20 protein-coding genes, 1 tRNA gene and 2 pseudogenes are annotated in these 21,685 nt (G+C 38.4%); 5 read left to right on the forward strand and 18 right to left on the reverse strand.

The genetic code is table 11. The features are described from left to right. Positions 1 to 57: 57 nt before the first annotated feature. The 11 genes from HUE98_RS09900 to proC form a co-directional block, all read right to left on the reverse strand. Positions 58 to 1,224, reverse strand: a complete 1,167-nt coding sequence (locus HUE98_RS09900; protein WP_241420497.1) for a glycosyltransferase family 4 protein — start codon at positions 1,222 to 1,224, stop codon at positions 58 to 60. 236 nt (positions 1,225 to 1,460) lie between these two features. Continuing rightward, positions 1,461 to 4,280 carry an AAA family ATPase gene (locus tag HUE98_RS09905; protein WP_241420498.1) on the reverse strand — a complete coding sequence of 940 codons (2,820 nt, stop codon included), beginning with the start codon at positions 4,278 to 4,280 and terminating at the stop codon, positions 1,461 to 1,463. Next, complete coding sequence (locus tag HUE98_RS09910) at positions 4,277 to 5,419, reverse strand: metallophosphoesterase family protein (protein ID WP_241420499.1); 1,143 nt, start codon at positions 5,417 to 5,419, stop codon at positions 4,277 to 4,279. Before HUE98_RS09910 ends, HUE98_RS09905 begins: the two co-directional genes overlap by 4 nt. A 268-nt stretch (positions 5,420 to 5,687) precedes the next feature. After that, positions 5,688 to 7,148 (reverse strand): aminodeoxychorismate synthase component I, encoded by a 1,461-nt coding sequence (gene pabB / locus HUE98_RS09915; protein ID WP_241420500.1) that lies wholly within the window; start codon positions 7,146 to 7,148, stop codon positions 5,688 to 5,690. After that, complete coding sequence (locus HUE98_RS09920; RefSeq protein ID WP_241420501.1) at positions 7,096 to 7,734, reverse strand: anthranilate synthase component II; 639 nt, start codon at positions 7,732 to 7,734, stop codon at positions 7,096 to 7,098. Before HUE98_RS09920 ends, pabB begins: the two co-directional genes overlap by 53 nt. A gap of 135 nt (positions 7,735 to 7,869) precedes the next feature. Next, on the reverse strand, positions 7,870 to 9,531 hold the full coding sequence (locus tag HUE98_RS09925) for an ABC1 kinase family protein (protein ID WP_241420502.1): 1,662 nt from the start codon (positions 9,529 to 9,531) through the stop codon (positions 7,870 to 7,872). Between the two features lie 18 nt (positions 9,532 to 9,549). Further along, positions 9,550 to 9,855, reverse strand: coding sequence for a phasin family protein (locus HUE98_RS09930; RefSeq protein ID WP_241420503.1), 306 nt, complete (start codon positions 9,853 to 9,855; stop codon positions 9,550 to 9,552). Positions 9,856 to 9,989: 134 nt separating this feature from the next. Next, complete coding sequence (locus HUE98_RS09935; RefSeq protein ID WP_241420504.1) at positions 9,990 to 12,479, reverse strand: HD domain-containing phosphohydrolase; 2,490 nt, start codon at positions 12,477 to 12,479, stop codon at positions 9,990 to 9,992. A 261-nt stretch (positions 12,480 to 12,740) separates the two neighbouring features. After that, entirely contained in the window at positions 12,741 to 13,988 is a 1,248-nt protein-coding gene (locus HUE98_RS09940; protein WP_241420505.1) for a glutamate-5-semialdehyde dehydrogenase, read from the reverse strand. Positions 13,989 to 14,060: 72 nt separating this feature from the next. Further along, on the reverse strand, positions 14,061 to 15,191 hold the full coding sequence (gene proB, locus HUE98_RS09945; protein WP_241420506.1) for a glutamate 5-kinase: 1,131 nt from the start codon (positions 15,189 to 15,191) through the stop codon (positions 14,061 to 14,063). Positions 15,192 to 15,197: 6 nt separating this feature from the next. After that, positions 15,198 to 16,019: a pyrroline-5-carboxylate reductase gene (gene proC / locus HUE98_RS09950; RefSeq protein WP_241420507.1), complete on the reverse strand. Its 822-nt coding sequence runs from the start codon at positions 16,017 to 16,019 to the stop codon at positions 15,198 to 15,200. Between the two features lie 145 nt (positions 16,020 to 16,164). Between proC and HUE98_RS09955 the strand changes: the two genes are divergently transcribed. Continuing rightward, positions 16,165 to 16,239, forward strand: a tRNA-Trp gene (locus HUE98_RS09955). Between the two features lie 279 nt (positions 16,240 to 16,518). Here HUE98_RS09955 and HUE98_RS17655 read toward each other — a convergent pair. After that, positions 16,519 to 16,653 carry a hypothetical protein gene (locus HUE98_RS17655; RefSeq protein WP_277623663.1) on the reverse strand — a complete coding sequence of 45 codons (135 nt, stop codon included), beginning with the start codon at positions 16,651 to 16,653 and terminating at the stop codon, positions 16,519 to 16,521. Between the two features lie 61 nt (positions 16,654 to 16,714). Here HUE98_RS17655 and HUE98_RS09960 point away from each other — a divergent pair. Next, positions 16,715 to 16,873 (forward strand): annotated as a pseudogene (locus HUE98_RS09960) (helix-turn-helix domain-containing protein); the annotation flags it as partial. A 160-nt stretch (positions 16,874 to 17,033) separates the two neighbouring features. Here HUE98_RS09960 and HUE98_RS09965 read toward each other — a convergent pair. Both HUE98_RS09965 and HUE98_RS09970 read right to left on the reverse strand, forming a co-directional pair. Then, positions 17,034 to 17,291: a hypothetical protein gene (locus tag HUE98_RS09965; protein ID WP_241420509.1), complete on the reverse strand. Its 258-nt coding sequence runs from the start codon at positions 17,289 to 17,291 to the stop codon at positions 17,034 to 17,036. A 165-nt stretch (positions 17,292 to 17,456) separates the two neighbouring features. Continuing rightward, a pseudogene (locus HUE98_RS09970) lies at positions 17,457 to 18,008 on the reverse strand (site-specific integrase). Positions 18,009 to 18,220: 212 nt separating this feature from the next. Between HUE98_RS09970 and HUE98_RS09975 the strand changes: the two are divergent. Next, positions 18,221 to 18,394: a helix-turn-helix domain-containing protein gene (locus tag HUE98_RS09975; RefSeq protein WP_241420510.1), complete on the forward strand. Its 174-nt coding sequence runs from the start codon at positions 18,221 to 18,223 to the stop codon at positions 18,392 to 18,394. A 51-nt stretch (positions 18,395 to 18,445) separates the two neighbouring features. Here HUE98_RS09975 and HUE98_RS09980 read toward each other — a convergent pair whose 3' ends face one another. From HUE98_RS09980 to HUE98_RS09995, 4 genes are all read right to left on the reverse strand, one after another. Beyond that, complete coding sequence (locus HUE98_RS09980; RefSeq protein ID WP_241420511.1) at positions 18,446 to 18,727, reverse strand: hypothetical protein; 282 nt, start codon at positions 18,725 to 18,727, stop codon at positions 18,446 to 18,448. 307 nt (positions 18,728 to 19,034) lie between these two features. Further along, a complete protein-coding gene (locus HUE98_RS09985) occupies positions 19,035 to 19,208 on the reverse strand; it encodes a hypothetical protein (protein ID WP_241420512.1) in 174 nt (57 codons plus the stop codon). A 349-nt stretch (positions 19,209 to 19,557) separates the two neighbouring features. After that, positions 19,558 to 19,707 carry a hypothetical protein gene (locus tag HUE98_RS09990; protein ID WP_241420513.1) on the reverse strand — a complete coding sequence of 50 codons (150 nt, stop codon included), beginning with the start codon at positions 19,705 to 19,707 and terminating at the stop codon, positions 19,558 to 19,560. A gap of 407 nt (positions 19,708 to 20,114) precedes the next feature. Continuing rightward, positions 20,115 to 20,285 (reverse strand): helix-turn-helix domain-containing protein, encoded by a 171-nt coding sequence (locus HUE98_RS09995; protein ID WP_241420514.1) that lies wholly within the window; start codon positions 20,283 to 20,285, stop codon positions 20,115 to 20,117. A 210-nt stretch (positions 20,286 to 20,495) separates the two neighbouring features. Here HUE98_RS09995 and HUE98_RS10000 point away from each other — a divergent pair, with 210 nt between their 5' ends. After that, complete coding sequence (locus HUE98_RS10000) at positions 20,496 to 20,783, forward strand: transposase (protein WP_241420515.1); 288 nt, start codon at positions 20,496 to 20,498, stop codon at positions 20,781 to 20,783. Between the two features lie 29 nt (positions 20,784 to 20,812). Continuing rightward, on the forward strand, positions 20,813 to 21,682 hold the full coding sequence (locus HUE98_RS10005) for an IS3 family transposase (RefSeq protein ID WP_407080286.1): 870 nt from the start codon (positions 20,813 to 20,815) through the stop codon (positions 21,680 to 21,682). The last annotated feature ends 3 nt before the right edge of the window (positions 21,683 to 21,685 follow it).

Here is a 21,685-nt window from a genome sequence, read left to right on the forward strand (position 1 = left end):
TTTTTCGCTCCTTACAGTTAATCCTCTTCATGGCGGCAAGAGTTTAGAAAAATTTATTCACTTTGCATTAATATAAGCATACTTGTTCTTCCACTCCAGAAGACCTTTATAGGCATTCAAAAGCTTTTTGGTCTGATTGTATGAAGACATTTCAAAGGCACTTTCTTTAGCCCTTTGACTCATATCTTCCCTAAGTTCCCGGTTTTCCATAAGAACCAGTACTTTTTCAACGAATTGCCCCTGGGAATAACTGGTTAGATATCCATCCAACCCATTATTAATCATTTCTGAGGCTCCCAGGGCCTTAACAGCCACCACAGGAAGTCCCGCCGCCTTTGCTTCACATAAGACCAATCCTTGAGTTTCCGTAAGGGAAGCAAATATAAAAATGTCTGCTCCTGCGTAGGCATTAATCAGCTGCTCTCTGGGTATTATTCCAGTAAAAATTACATTTTCGTGAATATTTAAATCTTCTGCTGTATTCTGCAGATTTTTTAAATCTGGACCTCCACCCACAATTACTAACTTTCCTTTAGGCTGATGATTCAAAATTTCCTTAAATGCTTTTAAAAGAAAAGATACATTTTTTTCTTTCCCCAATCGGCCAATATGAAGCAAAATAGTCTCATCGTCTTTAAACCCAAAATTCTTGCGCAGCCAAGTGGAATCCGTATCTTCAAATTCTTTTGTATCTATACCTGTAGATAGATTAATTACCGGAACTTCTACCCCGGAACTTTTTATATGTTCCTGCACTATTTCAGTGGGGGTAATCACTAAATCACAATGGTTGCAGAAATCCTTGCTCCATCTCTGCATCAATACCTTGGAAAAGTTTTTGGCAATAGGAAGATAATGCACGTACTGGTCGTACATGGTGTGATACGTAAAGACTAGCGGAATATTATACTTTTTAGCATATCTGAGGCCTAAACGTCCCAGTAAAAAAGGAGACTGAAGGTGAATTATATCAATCCCCAGTTCTTTAATAGTTTTACCTAACTTAGGTGAAAAAGGGATAGCCAGGGTAAAGTCAGGTTGAGTAGGAGCTGGAATGGAGATGAAACGGAACACCCTATCTTCCTTTTCACAATTGGGATAATCGGGGCCAAATACATATACTTCATGACCCATTAAAGTTAACTGGCTTGAAAAGCTTTCGATAGAACGAACCACACCGCTTTTATAAGGTCTAAAACTGTCTGTAAAAATACCTATTTTCATGTAAATACCTCCCGGTATAACTACTTCTTAATTTAGGTATCCATAAAGAATACTATCTCTATTATTAAATTTTATCCAATATAAATCTCTTTTATTATATGTATTTTTTCTATTAGTTTTTCATAAATCCCTTCCATATAAACCAAATTTAATCCTGCCTTAAGATATTTTAACATATTAAAAGCCGGAAATACCTTTTATCCGGCTTTTAATAATATATATCTATAGGATTGAATTTATGCTTTTTCTGTTTTTTTATGAAGCCTGTCCAGAAACAACAGTTTTGGTTCCTCCAAATCTATTAATTTAAACTTACCTTTGATTTCCCTTAACATGTCAATCTCCCGGGAATGGCATGTAAAAAATATCACCTGTCTTTTTTTAGATAGTTCAATCAAACACTTTAGAACTTCATTTAATCTTTTCCTATCGTACTGCACAAAACAATCATCTAGAATTAATGGAAGGCTGTTGTTGCCAGTCACTAAGTCCGCAATCATAACTCTTACTGAAAAATAAAACTGGTCGATGGTGCCACCGCTTAAATCATGAATACTCACATGTTTGCCGGTTTCGGGAGCCATTACAGTTATATCCATCTCTTTGCTAATTTTTACCTGCTGATACCGATTATTAGTAATTTTTGAAATTAAACTGCTGACCTTTTCATTTAGTTTTGGAGCAAAATCCCTGTGTATTTCTTTAGCTACAATCTCTATCATTTTAATAGCAGCTCGTAACGCATCCCCCTGTTCCCGAAGATTATCCCTCTCCATAATCTTTATAGAAAGCTGTTCTTCCACTTCAGTCAACGGTCGATAATCTTTAACAGTAGCTTCAATTTTTGCTTCCAATTCTGCGTGTCTGCTTTTTATTCGTGTTAATTCTTCGTTAATTTTTTCCAGCTCTCTCTGTTTCATCTTAATTTGTGCCTCACTTACCTCCGATTGAACCTCTTGGGAATCTATCAAAGATAAGTCTACTTTTCTCAGTTCCTGCAGGGAAGTGCCCTCCAGCAGTGCATTTAAGACTTCTTCATACTTTAACCTTTGTTCCAACAGAATTTCAACTTCTCGGTGACGACGGCATCCTTCAAAATATTCTTCAAAACATTTTACTCCGGCAGATATAAATATATATTCCGACTCTTCTTGTAAATTAAACATTTCTACTTCATATTTGTTGCTGGCTTTTTCCAGTTCTACTATTTTTTCTTCTGAGTTCATCAGCATATTAAAAGTACTTTGATAGTCACTTAATCTATTTTTGAACTCTTCAATCTTTAATTCGGTAATTTCCTCTCCCTTTCTCCACAAGGAGGCTTTCTCTAACATATGAGTAATATCATTCTCGAACTCTCGATATCGTTGAGACAGGTCTTTTATTTCTCTATTAACAACTTTCAGGTCTTTTTCTAATCTATCCTTTTCAGTCAGCAATACACCATACTGACTTATTTTTAACCGCAAATCCCGGGGATTCTGAACCTGATTCCTCTTAAGTATTTTATCCAGTTTCTTATGCATATCTTCAATATTCTCCTGCTCATCACAATCTTGTTCGATCAGCTCCTGCATCTCATTGGTTATTTTTTGCAGGTCTTGATCTAATTGATTTCTTTGTTTGAATACATTAACCGATAAAAGAAAAGGGACGGTCATCATAAAAGCAAACAGGTGATTTAGCATAACAGTGGGTACCAATATTACCCCCACCAGAGACAGGACAAAAAGAAGCAAATTCTTGGAACCTTTCAACTGATTTTCTAAAATATTTTTTTTCTCTTCTAAAAGGTCTATTTTACTTTTCAACGAAGAATTTTTCAGACTATTTATGCTGTCCTCCAGCTTTTCAGCTTCATATAAATCTTTATTGCCACATTTTTTCCAAAATTCTTTACTTAATTCTTCATATATTTCATTTAAAGATTCTTTTGTTTTTTCCATGAAATTCTTTTTTTGAATTAACTGATCATTAAACGATTTATATAAAGCGTAATCTCTGCTGATAAGTGAGGCAGCTTCAAAATCTAAATCTTGAAAATGTGCATTCTTTTCAATGTATTTTCGGGGCTGCTTAACTAATTGTTTCTGTTTCTTTAATGATTCATTGATTTCTTTTAAATTATTCTCTACATTTTTTATACCTTCTTTTAATTCAACAACCCTTTCCCGTTGTTGAATGGGGAAATAACGATATTTCTCTAGCTCATAAATAATACTGTTTATCTTCTTAATTTTCTTTTCCTGTTCTCTGATGTTTTTTAATTTCTTAGCCAGAAGAGAATCTTTTAGCCTTTTTGTTTCTTCTTCTTTTTTTCTTTTTTTCTCAATACTTTCCATTATTATGGGTCTAGTTTCAGCCAACTGCAGTTCATAACTGCGGATACTGTTCACCATGGTTTCAAGCCTACCCTTTTCTTCTTCCAACTGCTGAATCTGACGGGTCAGTTGTCCTAAAGGACTTTTAAGCACTTTTTCCGAACCTACTTCTTCTTTCAAAACCCTTTCCAATTCCATTGAAGCTTTTCGAATGGATATATTTGCACTTCCGGAATAACTTAAATTTGTAAGTTTACTACAGATCTCCTGGGTCAGTTCTTCATCACTAATACAATCCCCTTGGCTTATGCTGATGGTATTGCTGAATATATTTCGGTTCAAATTCATATGTGTCTCTGCTAAGTTAAACTCTTTTGTGCCTTTATGCTGTTTAAACTTTTTGTTCAGGATTTCTCCTGTTTGAGCATTTCCGATGATCACGTCATCCTCTTTAAAATTTCTGTCAATCCGATATACTTTTCCTTGATTTTCAAATTCCAGGGCCCCCTGGTACTGTTCTCCTTCCCAAGGCTGGTAAGCCAGCAGCTCATAGGTAAATACCCTGCGGCTTTTATAGGGTTTTTTAAAACCAAAAAACATGCCCTCAACAAATTTTTGCATAGTTGATTTCCCGGCTTCATTAGGGCCGTAAATAACATTTAACCCATCCGAAAGCTGAATTTCCTTATTTCTAAACTTTCCAAAACCATTTAATTCCAGTTTCCTGATAATCACCTCAAAGACACCTTCTTTCCTAAAAGAGTATCCAATCCATAATATAGGGCTTTATTAATAACTTCCCGCTCTCTACCCTTTTCCCGGTCTATTTCTTCTTTCATCTTTAAAGTGAAAATGCCTGGGGCTGTATGCAGGTTTTCTCTAATCACTGCCTCCAGATCATAGTCCGGGTTGGTATAGTCCTTAACCTCCAGATAAAAATAATCATCTTTGAGAAGTTCCTGAAAAACCTCATTGCTGAGATTTACAGCTTCATCTTTCTCTCCTGTCAATTTTAAACGATATAGATGGTGCATTCTGTCCTCTTTTTTTGCAGAGTCTCTAATTCCATTACAAATATCTTTAATACTCATTTCACTGGTGATTCGAAACTTATTTTCAAAATATGTTCTTTTAGCGGTAGAAAGGAATTTCAAATTAACTCCTTTTTTACTTAAAACCCCCATCAAAACCCCATGCTCACCAGGTTCCCCAAACCCTAAAGGTTCTGGAGAACCCGCATAGTTTGCAATAATTTTACCTTTGCTGGGTACCCGATGATTTTGATGTATATGTCCTAGAGCAACATAATCTGCTTTACATTCCCGTAAATCACTTTCACTGATAGGTAAAGAATTAGATTCCCCCAAACGACCAAAAGTGTCTCCATGAAGCATAACTAAATTAAGACAATTCCCCGATTCAATTTTTAATTCCCTCAAAAGAGGCTTTTTAATTTCCCATTGATTCCACCCAAAACCATAAACCCTAAGATTTAAATGAGGAAGGTCAACATATTTCCAATGGTCTTCTAAAAAGATATGCACATTCTTAGGCCAACAAAAAGTTCGATAATAAGAATCAGCAAGAGCTGGGTCACTATCTCCAGGAGTAATAAATACTTTAATATGTGGAATCCTAAGTAGTTTTCTCTGCATAAATCTTATAACCGACTTGGTAACAAACTTGTGTTCAAACAAATCACCGGTAATTAAAATCAAATCAACCTTACTTTCTTCAGCAATTTTAATAATTCTGCTGAAGACCTCCTTTATTTCATTTCTCCTTCTTCTGGCCATCTCCAAAGAAAAATTTTGCCCGGTAAAAGCAGTTTCCAGATGAATATCACCAGTTTGCAAAAATTTTATTTCCTTCATAACCCTTCACCCCCATAATTTATACGGAATTCCATTTATAACCTAATATGTTATTCTAGCTCTATTTAAAAATTCCTGCCAAATTATAGTATTTTTTAAAAATTTTTCGACAAACTGGTTTCAACTGCAAAAAAAACCGTGGAAAACCTGATAATACAAGGTGTTCCACGGTTGTAATTATTATTTTATTAATTATTAAGAGCATGAAATGTAAATACTTTAGCACGTTATAGTGTGAAAGCGATAATGATATTCTACATCTTATTACTTAAATGGAAAGACTTTCTATTAAAGCTTTAGCCTTGTCCAATGTTTCCTGATATTCCTTCTCCGGCTCAGAGTCGGCAACAATTCCTCCTCCTACTTGAAAATACACCTTGTTATTTTTAACAACAAAAGTTCTTATGACAATATTAAGGTCAGCTTTTCCATCCAGGGTGATATAACCAATGGAACCGGTATAAACGTTTCTTTTCAACCCCTCCAACTCATCAATAATTTCCATAGCCCGAATTTTTGGGGCCCCGGTAATTGACCCTCCAGGAAAAGATGCATAGAGAAGATCTGTAATATCTTTATCCTCCGGCAGTACTCCGGTTACAGTAGAAACCAGATGGTATACGGTAGCATAGGCCTCCAGGGCGAATAATTCTGTGACTTTCACCGTACCTGGAAGGCATACTCTTCCCAGGTCATTTCGTTCTAAATCTACAATCATAATCAGTTCTGCCCGGTCTTTTTCACTATTCAGCAGTTCTTCCCTATACTCCAGGTCTTTTTTAGGGTCACTGCTTCTGGGCCTGGTACCTTTAATGGGCCGGGTTTCAACGATTTTATCAGACAAAAGTAAAAACCTTTCTGGAGATGCACTGGCTACCACTACATCACCAAAATTTAAAAAAGAAGCAAAGGGTGCAGGGTTAATAGTCCTTAACCTGCAGTAAAGGTCAAAGGGACTAATAGTAAGGTCTGTTTCAAATCGTTGGGAAAGATTGGCCTGGTAAATGTCCCCCGCAGCAATATATTGTTTAACCTTCTGAACAGTGCTGCAATATTGTTCCCGTGTAAAATTGGACTTTAGTTTATGCTTAATTTCACAGAAGTTCTTTTCATCTTTACTATTTTCTTGAAACGGATCTTTTTTCAATACGTCAGGTTCTTTAGCGCCCTGGTCTTGAATGTTTTCAATTTCTTTGGAAAATTCTTTCATCATTTCATCTGCCTTAACTACTGCTTCTTCCTCAGTTTTTGACCTGCCAAGGGTAAAAATGAAAACTTTATTTAAAAGATGATCAAAGGCATATATTCGATCGTAAAAACCCAAGAGACAGTCCGGCAGCATAAGATCATCAGAGCTGTTTCCCGGCAGTTCTTCAATTACTTCTCCCAATTCATAACCAAAGTATCCCACAGCTCCTCCGGAAAATGGAGGAACTTCTGAGGGAAGCTCTGTAATCATCTGGTAGTTGTTTAAGAATTCCTTAAGCAGTTTAAAGGGACTGCCTATTAAGCGAGTTTCTCCTTGTTTTTCCTGCCAAATATATACCTGGTTTCCCTTGGAACGGAACAAAGCAAAGGGGTCAGCCCCCACAAAAGAATACCTTCCCAGGCGGTCTGGATCCATTCTGCTGTCAAGAATAAAACTATAGGGTTTATCCTTTATGTGACAGTAAACATCAAAGGGAGATATTATAGGCTTTAGTTCTTTTACGGCTGCAGCAACTTTCAATATGTTCCGCACTCCTTTCACGGCTTAAATCCAGGAAGTTTCGGAGCAGGTCATGTCCCTGCTCAGTTAGAATTGCTTCGGGATGGAATTGTACTCCCTCCAGCAAATAATCCTTATGGGTAATTCCCATGATTTCACCCTGCTGTGTCCAGGCACTAACCTCAAAACATTGGGGTAAACTATTAGGTTCCAGGATTAATGAGTGATATCTGGTAACTGTTAGAGGATTTTTTAATCCTTTAAAAATAGTCTTTCCCTGATGAAATATTTTAGAAGTTTTACCGTGCATCAGCCTGGGGGCCCGAACCACATTCCCCCCAAAAACTTGACCCATAGACTGATGACCCAGGCATACTCCCAAAATTGGGATTTTACCAGCAAAACGATCAATCAGCTGTAGGGTTATTCCCGCCTCATTAGGAGTGCAGGGACCTGGAGAAATAATGATTTGATCAGGCTTCAATAATTCAATCTGTTCTAAAGTAATCCTGTCATTTCGGTAAACCAGCACATCTTCATTCAATTCAAAGAGATATTGAACCAGGTTAAAGGTAAAAGAATCATAATTATCAATCATTAATATCATAAAACTTACCTCCTTTGGGAGAAAAATAAAAAACCAGCACATATAAATGTACTGGTTCGCATCCCAGCGATTCGCGTCCGTTCAATTGTATTATTAATATTATTATCACAGATACTTAGAAATGTCAAAGGAAACTTAAAATCTGCCGGAACGAATAATTGAAATTAGAAGTCCAAAACCCATGGCTCCCGCTATCAGAAAGCCAATTTCAGCCACGGGCAGTTTCCAAATAATTGACTGTTCTGTTATCTGAATTAAATAGGAAAGACCAATAATCAAACTGGCTAATACTATACTGAAAGCCAGACGGTTTACCATGTGGCTAATTTTAATAAGAATTTTTTCATCATAATCATGCTTGAGGGTTGCCTTGAATTGACCCCTTTCCATTATTTCAACTAAATCAACAATTTGTTTTGGAAGTGCACCCAATATCTGTCCATATTCATGAACATTTTTAGACAGGGTCTTTCTCAAATATCCAAAAGAAAACCTTTCTTTAATTAACTCCCTGCCAAAAGGCTCGGCAATCTCCATCAGGCTGGTTTCGGGAGATAACCTGGTTATTTGTCCCTCCAGAATGACAAAAGTCTTACCCATTAATGTGAATTCCGCCGGCAGTAATATTTTATATTTATAAGCCAGTTCCATGAATTCCTTCATGGTATCCCCCACTTTAATTTTATCCAGGGGACGATCATAATATTTATACCTCATTCTTTCTATATCCTGTTTCAGTTCACGCCGGTTTATATCCGGGGGAGTAATGCCCAAAGTTAAAAATGACCTCATCACCGCTTCCGTATTCTTGTTTACCTGCGCAATCAAAAGGTTGGAAAACTGCTCTTTCATCTCCTCATCAATCATTCCAACGATTCCAAAATCCAGTAATGCAATTGTATTATTGTCTATAACCAATATATTTCCGGGATGAGGGTCCCCATGAAAAAACCCATGGTACAGCATCTGTTTAAAAACCGATTTACTCAGCACCTGCGCAATCTTTTTAGTGTCCACTCCCTTTTCAGAGAGCTTCTGGACATTGTCCAGTTTTATTCCTTCGATATACTCCATGGTCAAAACTCTTCGAGTGGTATAATCCCAATGCACTTCAGGAATACAAACTTCTTCCTGGTCTTTAAAGTTTTTTTGAAAAACATCAATGTTTTGACCCTCAACAAGATAATCCAGTTCATTTAACAAAATGTCTTCATATTCTAAAACAGCCTCTTTAAAATTAAAAAACTGCGACCACTCTGTATGCTTTTCAACCAATCGAGCAATATCAAAGAGTATTTCCAAATCAATTTTAATATTTTCTTCTATATCTGGTCTCTGGACCTTTACTACCATCTTTTTCCCATCTAATAGAGTGGCCCGATGAACCTGTCCAATAGAAGCGGCGGCCAAGGGAATTGGGTCAATCTCTTTAAAAAGATTTTCTAAAGTATCCCCCAGTTCAGTTTCAATCTGTTTCCTGACCTCCGAAAAGGGAAATGGTGGAACCTGGTCCTGGAGTTTAGACAGTTCATCAGTTATTTCTTTAGGAATCAGGTCTGGCCGAGTACTCAATATCTGCCCCAGCTTAATAAAAGTAGTCCCTAATTCCTCTAAAACCAGGCGAATTCTTTCTGCTGTAGATAACTGATGTCCTTCTTCACTGCCTCCCGTCCTCCAACCCTTTAAAAATTCCTTCAGGCCCAGCTGTTTAATTAAATAACCAAAACCATGCTTAGTGAGTGTTTGAGCTATTTCTCTGTATCGATGGAAATGTTTATAGCGTTTCTGCAGCCTCATGGGTCACTCTCCGATTCCTTACATTTTTGATTCCAGCAGCCCTTTCAACTCATCAATTTTATTCTCCAGCCTGCCAATATCTTCTTTGGTGGCCAGTTCAGCCTGGTTTAAAATCTGATTTAACTCATTTTTTATGGTTTCTTGTAATACCTCTCTTTCTTTTTTCCCCTTTTCCACAAAATCGTTTACTACTTTTTGAGCTTCATCCTTATTAACCTCTCCTTTTTTCACCATCATATCCACCATTTCTTCTGCTTTTTCCTTAGTTAAAGAAATGGCTCCCAAGCCGAAAAGAATAGTTTTATTAAAAAAGTCATTCATCATGATATAAACCTCCTCTTTAAATTATTATTTACAGATTTTAAAAGCTTACCCTAATTATATTATGAAAAATCCCATTTTCAATATTTACCAACAGATTTAAAGAAAAAATAATAAAATATATAAACATTATCTCTTTATCTTTTTCTAAAAACATTTTCATTCTTTCTCTCTTCAATATAAGAAACTAAAATCTCCACCAGGTCCGGATCAAAATGAGTGCCAGCACACCTTTTTAATTCTGCAATAACTTCCTGTTGAGAAATGGGTTCCTTATACGGCCGCCCATGGGTCATAACCTCATAAGCATCCGCTATAGATGCAATACGAGCCAATAAAGGAATCTCTTTTCCCTTTAAGCCTTGGGGATATCCCGAACCATCCCAGTGTTCATGATGGGAAAGGATATCTTCTGCTACATGGGCAAATTCCTCCATAGACCGGGCTATTCGGTAACCTGTTTCCGGATGTTTTTTTATATGTTCCCATTCTCTTTCTGTTAATTTTTTCTTTTTTATTAATATTTCCTCCGGAACAGTAATTTTTCCTATGTCGTGAAGGTAAACTAAAAGTGTTAACCTATCTAATTCTGTTTCGGGAAGATTAATTTTCTCCCCAATCTTCATGGCTATTTCCTGCATACGCCGGGCATGTTCCTCTGTTTCACAGCTTTTTTCTTCCAATGTTTTAAGTAAAGCATTCAAAACTGCACTCTTGGTACTGCGGCTTTCAGCCAGCTTATGTTTATACATATTATCTTCAGCCTCTTTTATTGTCTCGACAAGATCCTTTCCCATACTTTTCTTGCTGGCAACCCCTAAAGCTATAGAGAAGGGTAATTTTCTTACATAAGTATTACTACATAAATTGTTAATTCTTTTACACATTAAACTTGCTTCCTCTTTTGTTGTTTGAGGCAGGAGGATAACAAATTCATCACCGCTCCAGCGGGCAACAATATCTTCTTCACGACAGGTTTTTTTTAAAATTTCGGCAGTGCTAACCAACATCTCATCCCCTACACAGTGTCCATAGGTATCATTTACCAGCTTTAGACCATTTAAATCACCCATAATTATACTGATGGGCAGTTGTCGTTTTGTATCCAGCCTTTGCATCTCCTGTTCCAGATAAGCTCGGTTGTAAAGCCCCGTAAGACAGTCATGAAAACTCATGTATCGAATTTTTTCTTCCGCCTGTTTAGAATCATTGATATCTATAATGATACCATCAATATACTGCAGCTTTCCACCCTTATCAAAAACCCCCTGTCCATTTTCTTGAACCCACTTAATATCTCCGTTAATGTCTTTTATTCGATATCTTACGGTATACGGTTTTTTTAAAAAAAGGTGTTCTTGAATTACTTGATCTATCCTCATCCTGTCCTCCGGATATATGATATGAGGATAAGCTTGGACTTCGAAATCAAAAAAATCAGAGGTTGGATATCCGGATATTTCTTTTATAGTATCACTCATATATTCCATAGTACCATGAGAATAGTTAGCCCTTCTAAAAATTGCACCGGGAACATTGGTTACAAGGGCACGAAATCTTTTCTCGTTTTCGATAACTATCTGTTGTGAGTCATGCAATTTGCTCAACATATTTTTAATTTCATGAGAAACAAAGGACAATTCATCAAAGCGTTCATCTGACTGAAGAGTTTCTGTTGAAGTACTGGCATCACCTATTTTACTTACCGCCTGACTTAAACTAACTAACCTGGAGAGAACATTTTTCTCTAAGAATAGTAAAGCCCCAAATGTAAAAATCAATCCCACTGCTATGAGAGAATAAAGCATATATTTCATGGCATCCCTACCAATATTAAAAATATCCCGGGGCAGATTAATTAACAACCCAACAACAGGCTTATTATAGATATCCTTCAAAACTGCATGTCCGGAAACAAAATCATTATTTAATTCCTTAACTAAAATTGGTTTATCTTCACTGATTAAATTAAACTTTTCCTCTTGTAATTGATCCAACGGTAATAGCAATAAATCTAGATTTATTTTTTTCCCAATTAAGCTAACCCTTTCAGAGTCCAGGAATCTGCCCATCACCAGATTTCCCCTTGAGGGGCCTTGATAATCATTAGTAAGAATAGGGTGAGAGCCAATTACCATGATACCTTCTTCTATTAAAATGATACCTTGAACCAAAAAGTCCGAATCAAAGTTACTTACCAGTAAGCTGTCCTCAAACTGTTTTTTCAAGTCCCGGGAAATAGACAGCTGCTCCCCACTCACCAGGTCTATGTTAACAGCATAAACTATTTCTCCTGATGTATTAATAATAGCCATTACATTGGATTGAAGATTTATTAAACTGGCGGCAGGGTCATTTTTGGTAATATAGTCCTGGTTTAGATAATTCACAAAATGATATGTATCGTCCCAGGGGGCCCAATCTTCTGCAATCATAGACATCAAATAAATCTCTTCTTCTATCAAACGTATTGCCCGCTCTATATGTTCTTGAACATATTGTTTTTCCAATTGAATAACGCTGTTCATCATAATTGTATGAAACAGCATATATATAACTAATACCAATACAATATGCAGGCTTCCCAGTACAGCTAATGTCCGAAGACGCAAGGTCATACTTTTCATTTACAGAAAAATACCCCCTTCGTTTAAATTGCTGTTCCGTATGGAGTAAAAAAAATAACTTAAAGCTTTTTTCTACACTTTCCAACATATACCTCTATTTAAAAAGCAAATAATAACAGTGTCAGATTTTTTTGTAATTATAAATTTTAACATAGAAAAGTAAGCAGTCCGTTCTATAAAAACAGACTGCTTACTTTTCTAACAACAAAAAAAATGTAAAGGTTTTTCTACTATTTGAAGATACAATCAGGTGATAAAAAACTATCTAACTTGTCCGTCTCCATAAATAACATATTTAATAGAAGTCAAAGCTTTTAGGCCCATGGGCCCTCGGGTATGGAGCTTCTGTGTACTTATGCCCATTTCGCCTCCCAATCCAAATACAGCTCCGTCGGTAAACCGGGTTGATGCATTCACATATACTGCCGCCGCATCTACCTGGTTTAAAAACTTACGGGAACGGGAATAACTGGTGGTAACAATGGCTTCAGAGTGTTTGGTGCCGTACTTATTAATGTGTTCTATGGCTTCATCTATGCTTTCCACTACTTTCACCGCCAAAATCATATCCAGGTATTCAGTGGCCCAATCCTTTTCCTCTGCCAAAACCCCCTGGGGTATTATTTCCCGGGTTTTGGAGCATGCTCTAATTTCTACACCGGCATCTTCTAAAAGTTTAGATACTTTAGGCAGATAATCATTAGCTATGTCTGAGTGAACCAAAAGGGTTTCCATAGCATTACAGACTCCTGGACGGTGAGTTTTGGCATTAAAAGCAATGCTGACTGCCATATCCAAATCGGTTTCCTTATCCACATAGGTGTGGCAGTTTCCTTCGCCTGTTTCTATTACCGGTACCGTGGCATTTTCGATAACCGATTTAATCAGGCCACCGCTTCCCCGGGGAATCAACACATCCACATATCCATTCATCTGCATAAGTTCTCTGGCCGCGGCCCTGTCTGTGTCTTCAATAAGGTTTATTGTACCGGAAGGAAGGCCCGTTTCAATACAGGCTTTTTTCAAAATCTCCACCAGTTTTTTGTTGGACTCAATAGCCTCAGAACTGCCCCTTAAGATTACCGCGTTACCCGCCTTAACACAGAGTGCAGCAGCATCTACCGTAACGTTGGGCCTGGCCTCGTAGATGATCCCTACCACTCCTAGAGGAACCCGCACCTGTCCGATCTGCAGTTCATTGGGACGCTTCCACATGGTAATTACCTCACCGATAGGGTCCATAAGGTTTTGAATATCCCTTAATCCGTCAGCCATGTCTTTAATCCTGGCTGGATTAAGTTCCAACCGGTCATGAAAGGCCTTAGTATATCCCGGTTTTTTAGCCAGATTTTCTAAGTCAATCTTGTTGGCAGCTAGAATGTCTTTCTCGTTCTCTTCTAAGTATTCAGCCATCTTAATCAGTGCCTTATCCTTTACCTGGGTGGAAGTATAGGCCAGCCTGGCGGCAGCTTTCCTGCATTCCGCAGCCTTTGTTTTTACTTCTGACATGTAACTCACTCCTTTAATATTTTTAACTATCTATATATAAAATTTACCTTTCCTGATGATTGATACAACTACTCATATGATTACTAAATTATCCCGATGTATTACCTCACTCACTCCATTTTCCCTCAATACTTTCGAAATTTCTGAGGATTTTAACCCCATAATCTTTATTAAATCACTGGATGGGTAATTTACCAATCCTCGGGCAAATACAATGCCATCCTCATCGGCGATACAGACCGTCTCGCCCCGTTCAAAATTTCCTTCAACATAATTAATTCCACTGGGCAGAAGACTTTTTCCATCTCTCACCACTGCTATCTTGGCACCGGAATCGACAGTTAAAGTACCCTGCACCGTAAGCCCAAAAGCAATCCACCTCTTGCGGCTGTGCATGGGTTTTTCTTTGGGCAAAAACAAAGTCCCTATTCTTTCACCACATATTATGTCATGGATAATACCAGGTTTTTGACCGTTGGCAATCACCATAGGTACACCAGAGCACACTGCAATATTCGCCGCCTGCAGCTTGGCCTTCATCCCACCGGTGCCCAATGAACCACAGGTACTCTGGGCTAAATTTTCTATCTCAGCGGTAATTTCAGGAACATAGGTTACCAGCTTGGCTTCAGAATCCGTATGAGGATTAGATGTATAGAGTCCATCAATATCCGAAAGATTGATCAAAAGATCTACATCTATTAAGCTGGCCACCAGTGCGGAAAGATTGTCATTATCTCCAAACTCAATTTCATCCACAGAAACAGTATCATTTTCATTAATGATAGGAACCACACCATACTTCAACAGAGTAATCAGGGTGTTTCTGGCGTTTATGTACCTCTGTCTATTCACCAGGTCATCCCGGGTTAAAAGAAGCTGTGCTACCGTATGACCGTATTCAGAAAATATTTTTTCATAAACCTGAATCAGCATTCCCTGTCCCACTGCAGCGATAGCCTGTTTTTCAGGAGTAGTCTTAGGCCTTCTTTTAAAACCCAGCTTGCCCAATCCTGCTCCAATGGCTCCAGAAGATACCAGCAAAACTTCCTTCCCCTGGTTTTTTAAATCCGCCAGTTCCCGAACTATTCTTTCAATATAGTTCAGATTCAACTTACCGCTAGGATAAGTCAGGGTAGAAGTTCCTACCTTAATCAGCACATTTTTAACATTTCTTAGTCTTTTTCTATATGCCTCTTCCACTCTTACCTACCCTTCCCTTTCTTTCCCCAATTCTCCAGCCCGTTTTACAGCGGCTTCTACTGCCTTCATTATGGTTCCTCGGAAAGATTTCTTTTCTAAGGCATAAATGCCTTCAATAGTGGTGCCTCCCGGAGAGGCCACCCTATCCTTTAAGGTTGAAGGGTGTTCCCCTGATTGAATCACCATTTCAGCAGCACCTGAGACGGTCTGGGCAGCTAAAAGCAGAGCCTTGTCCCTGGGGAGTCCCATTTTTACTCCCCCGTCTGCCAACGCTTCCACAAACATAAATACATAAGCAGGCCCACTACCGCTTAAGCCGGTAGCAGCATCCATGAGCTTTTCTTCCAGGATAACCACTTTCCCCAAAGCCTCCATCAGCTTCATTACAAAACTCAGCTCATTTTCAGCTACATTATTTCCCGGTGAAACAACGGTCATGCCCATGCTAATCAAGCAGGGTGTATTTGGCATAAGCCTGATTACCTTTTGGTCAGTGCCAACAACCTTAATTATTTGGTCTATGGAGATGCCGGCTGCTACGGAAATTATTAGATGATCATCTTTCAAGAAATCCCTTATGTGGTCCAGAACTTGGGGCATGTCTGCCGGCTTCACTGCTAAAAATATCATTCGGGGTAAATCAAACATATCTTTCATTTGAGAGGCAGCAACCACTTTATACTGCTTCTTTATATCTTCTGTCTTTTGGGAAAGCACATCCCAGACCATAATATCTGTAGGATGTACCAGATTGCTGTGTATAATGCCACTTAATAGAGCAGTCCCCATCACCCCACAGCCAATCACTCCGACTTTATAACTGTTCAAAAAAAACTCCCCTTTATAATAAGAATACTCTTAAATATTGTATTATAAAGCACCATATTTTGCAAGAAATACGGAGTTTTCAAAAAAAGCTCGCTTGGATTGACATTTATTCGTAAATTCGCTATAATAGAGTTCGAGCATTTGCAGGGGTGTAGCTCAATGGAAGAGTAGCGGTCTCCAAAACCGTTGGTTGCAGGTTCGAGCCCTGTCACCCCTGCCATAAGATTAAAGTAACCACGGAGATTCCGTGGTTTTTTGTTTTTTTGGGAATAATCAAAAATATACGAATTGGGGATAAATTGGGGATAGTAAAGAAAAAACCCGGCATATTACCGGGCTTTCTTAATATGTTCAAGTTTTCAGTAATTCCTTTAATTGTAAGCCGTCCCTTAATCCCTGATGATAAGACTGTTTTGCTTTTTCTAAATCATATGAGATAACATCACCTTCCAACACTGTGTAAAGCTCTCGAAATTTTTTATAATCCTCCTCTGTTAGTTCAAGAATTTTGATATGGCCTTTTCTGAGCTTTATATTTTTTCATTCCCGACATCAACCCCAGGTCATTAATCCGCATACTTGCCAATTCTTCAAACCTCTGTAAGAATGTTTCGTCCTTTGAACACACAACCATTTTTTATAATCCTCCTTTGTGTATATTAGTTAACATTAGTGACAGCATAAGGAGGATTACAGTGCAGGAATATTTCACCCCGCAAGAAGTATCAAAAAAATTAAAAGTAGACGTTAGAACAGTTTATCGCTGGATTAAAGAAGGAAAGTTAAAAGCACTTAAAGCCGGTAAAGGCTGGCGAATACCTGAATCAGAACTAACCCATTTTCTAGAAGGGAAGTAAACTGTTAATGTCCAACATTCAGTCTATTCGTTTATACCTTCGTTCCATTTGTTTCGTAAATGTTTCGTAAATCTTTCGTAAATCTTTCGTAAATACTTCGTCCGTTCGTTTGATATTAAAGCTAAAAAGGCCATATTTTATAAGGCGAAAGTATCACTCAATAAAAAGGCCCGCTGTGATGGAGCCGCCTGGTTGCTCTCAGTATGATATTAATACCTAGATATGCCGTGAACGCTTCCGCCAAAGGCTCGATAACACTTTTCTTTGCCGTCTGTTTTAGGTCCAGATATTCGTCCCTAGTGATGTTCATTTTCTGATAAGTCATGTATTCCGTTTCACCGTCAATGTATCTGTGTTTTATTAATTCCCTTCCTGTGGTGTCGCCTGTGTCCAGAACACTGTCCACAATCGCCAAAACTCTTTGTCGCCTTCTATCATGGAGGTTAAATATTTTATTCTGCTTGCCTCATACTTCATAACCGAGGATTCCTGGACGCTTCGCCTCTCCCGCTGTTTCCCGCCGGCCACGGCCACAAGTGCCGGCCTGGAATTCAAGAGTTCGCGGGTTCAAATCCAGAGGTTATTCATTTAGGCAGGAGGTTAACAGGTTCCCGATTTTATCTGTGGCCTCCTGTTTCATTTTGTTCGTAACATGAGTATATACACTCATTGTCAAACTTGCATCATGATGTCCTAAAGTTTCTTGAATGGCCCTGCCTGAAACGCTCTGCTCAAGCGATAGGGTAGCATAGGTATTTCTCAAGTCATGGAAACATATTTTCGGCAGCCCTGCCCGGTTTAAAACCCTTTCAAAGTGCCTTGTTAATCCCCTGAAGTCAATCGGTTTCCCATCCTCTCTAGTAAAAACAAGGTCGTTATCCATATGCTGGCCCCATAAATAACTTTTTTTCGGCCTGTTTTGATTTGTGGGCCTTGAGTTTCTTTACTACGTTTGGGGTATATTTATAGGCCTGTTGGAAGTTCCTGTTTTCGGCTCCTGGAAAAGAAGCCCTTTACCCTTTACCCTTACCAGCCCCTGGCTAACTGTTATAGTGCTTTTGTTGAGGTCGGTATCCTTCCACCGTAACCCCAACAATTCGCCCCGCCTCAAGCCTGTCGTGAGTGCTACAATATAAACTTATATCCAGTGTGGACATTTTTTTTTATGCTGTTTCTGTGATTTTACGGCATCTGCAGGATTAAAGGTTATTTTGTATTCTAGTTTGGCCTGTTCTAAGGATGAATGTATAACGGTATGAATATACTTGACGGAGCGGGGAGAGAGGCCTCCCAGCCCTGGTTTTACCGTAAAAATATTTCCTTATAAGAAGAAGGGAGTTGCCAATGCAAGGAATATTTACTCCCGAAGAATTATCTGGAAAGCTAAAAGTATCTAAAATGGTCGTTTATAAATGGCTTAAAAAAGGAGAACTAAAAGCCTTCAAAGACGGTAAAATGTGGAGAGTTGCTAGGGAAGGCCTGGAAGAATTTTTAGGTCATCCTATTCCTTGGGAATAAAAAACCCCCGTGAGGGGTTAAAAATAATTATTTGTGTTTTATATTAAAAATCTATTTATCTAGCTTTTTGCTAATTTCATCAAGTTTTCTTATGATTATCCAGTTTTGCTTAACAAGGGCAGCTAGATAACCAACTTTAGCTTGTTCTTCGGCTTTAGCTAAAGAAAGAGCCATGCCAGCTTTCATTAGGCCCAAACCCATAAATTCCTGAGAAATTTCCCTAACTGCCTCTAAGTCATTATCGTCTAAATTGGCAAGTCTGTACTTTCTCATGAACTTTTCCATTTCTTCCTGTTTTTTATCTTCTTTGTCCTTCCCGCCAAAAAGACCCATAAAAACACCTCCTTTGAAAAGTATTTATCTTTATTAAATACTATATATAGGTTAAAATACCTTCTTTTGGTTGTATTTGGTGAAGAAAAAAAACGTTTGAATGCCTGCAAGGGGCCATGTAAAAAACCCTGTGACAATGCTGCCTATTAAGCATTGTCATTTTTCTTATACAAGTTAACTGATTTTTTGCTGCTATCATTTATTAGGCAAAGTTTGCCATTAAACAAAAAAGGACGGCCTATTAGGCCGTTTGGTTTTACTGTAACAATTTTCAAATTAAACTGTATGAAAAGATCTACATAAGGGTTCAGTGGCTGTCATTTTCTTCTGAATCCTTCCAAATATCCTCACACACTTTCTTAATTTTCTCAAGCCTCTCCGGTCCTGGCTTGGGGCCATGTATCTCAACTATGCAATCCTCGTATTCGTAGCGTACATAATTTTCCTTACTTGAATTACTATTTTTAGCTTTTCTGTTCACTAACTTAATGCAACTCCTCCCATTTTTTTATATTATATCATAATGGTTATTATGTTAAACTGAATTAAACTAGAGGTTCCCGGCCTGGATTCGCCGGAGTGCAGCGGAAGCATTCCACAAACTAACAATTAAAAAAGGTGCCATTAAAGGCCCCCATTAGCCTTGACAGGAGCTTTGTGGCTTCCTGCAGTATGGATAGAAGGGGGGCTACAATGTAACCTCCATCCCCTCGGAAGTCCACCCCTTGTAAAACGGGCCTCTATGCCGTGGTGGTTTTTTATTCCGCCGTGATTCCGCCACACAATAAAAACCCAACCCCGGCTGTATTCACCGGGGCCAGGTTAATAAATTAAAGTTCGCTAATTGAAACGCTTCCAATGTCTTTTATATTAACTTCCGGTTCCTCTCCCTCTGGATAATGTAACAAGTTAATATATAACGTGCCGTCCATTTTTAAGGCTTCAACTTCTCCCGGTAACGTCAACCATACCTTTTTCATTTCAGCACTCCTTTTTTTAATTTTTTACCTGTGATAAAATAATTAAGAGGATTTTCTTAAATCCTTCCGGCAGGGAATTGCCTGGTCTTTGCGGTCCGGCGTTCCCTGTTTTTTAATTTCGCAAACAATAGCTAACATCACCCACCCCCTCAGAAATTTATTCAATTAATACCTGATCACCCTAAACAATAGAAAGTTTCGCCGCCCTTACCGGACAAGCACCCCCTGCCCCTTAACCCCCTACGGTTACACAACACCCCTTAGACAAGCTCTCAGGCTCACCCCCAGCAGGCATTTTAACTGTGGCTTGCTCCCCCCATGTTTCGGCGAAAGCCCGCAAAATTCGGCGGGCTCTGTTATGTCGTATTACATGGCAAGGTTAAAAATACGGTTACGATATATGCCCTTTATTCACTTTTTAAAAATTCTTGCAAATCCTCCTGCCGAATCCTCCACAACCTGCCGATCTTCTTTGCGGGTAATTCCTCGGTTTCAATTAGTTTTCTTATGGTTTGTGCTGATACTTTTAAATACTCTGCTGCCATATCTATCGTATACACTTCTGTTTTCTCGGTCATTCGTGTTACCTCCTATCTTATTATTTAATACTATATATTAATATTAACTTATATCTAGTTATATGTCAATATATTATTTGTAATTTTTATGTTTCCATAACCCCCGTTTCCGGACGTTCTTTTAAAGGTTCTTTGGAGTGGTATCATTTTAGTTAAGTAACAAAACTCGTAATTCTGGAAATAATAACCCAAAAAGAAAGAGGTGTCCAGATGCGAGTATATGATAAAGAATTTAAAGAAGAAGCCATTAAGCTGTCCGGTGAAGTAGGTCCGACAGTAGCTGCTGAAAAGCTGGGAATTCCAGTCACTACTCTTTACACATGGCGAAGCAATGCAAATCGTTATGGAAATATGGCTATTGTCGGCAGTGGTCATAAGCGTGTAGATCCAAAAACCGCTGAAATCAGAGCATTAGAAAAACAACTCAAGGAACTTGAAGCAACCAATGATATTTTGAAAAGAGCCCTGGCTTTTTTCGCAATGAGCCAAAAGAAGTAGCTGCACGAGAACTGTTTAAGTGGATATGCCTGGAAAAAACCCAAGGAAAATCTAAGCACAGCATAAAGACCATGTGCGAGGTATTAGGGGTTAGTGAAAACGGATTTTATAAGTGGTTAAAAAGACAGTCCAGGCCCTACAAATATGATGCTCTTTTGGCAAAGATTCTTCAAATTCGTGCAGACAACCCGGACTATGGAGCGTATAGGATATATCTGCATTTACAACTTTTTCAGGACTATAAGGGCAGTTATTATCTAATCCTCGCGCTCTGTAAAAAACACCATCTAATGCTGAAGAAAAAACGTCACAGCAAGGGGATAACCAAGGCTGATCTTGCTGCACAAGCTAGTGAAAACCTGATCCAGCAAGACTTTACAGCTGAATCACCTAATGAAAAATGGCTGAGTGACATTACAGAAATTCCAACGGCTGACGGTAAGCTTTATGTAGCCGCCGTAATGGACTGTTTTGATGGAAGCATTGTCGGACTAAAAATGGCTAATCACATGCGCGCTGAGCTTTGCGTCGAAGCTTTTACAGCCGGTGTCAAAAAACATCAGGCATATGGTATGATTTTCCATTCAGACAGGGGGAGTCAATACACTAGCACACTTTTCCGTCAAACCCTTGCCCGATATGGAGCAATACAAAGCATGAGCAACACAGGTAAATGCTTTGACAACGCACGGATGGAGTCTTTTTTTGCCACACTGAAAAAAGAAAGCATCTACAAATTTAAAACTGAAACCATGAAAATGGAAACCGTCAAAAGCATCATATTTAGATTTATTGAAATCTACTACAACCGAAAAAGAATTTACACTACAAATGGAGGCTACCCACCCTTGGTCAAGCGTTCGCTCTATTATCAGGAAAACTTATCCCAGGCAGGGTAAACA

It is taken from the genome of Candidatus Contubernalis alkalaceticus (genome assembly GCF_022558445.1).
Lineage (GTDB): Bacteria > Bacillota > Dethiobacteria > SKNC01 > SKNC01 > Contubernalis > Contubernalis alkaliaceticus.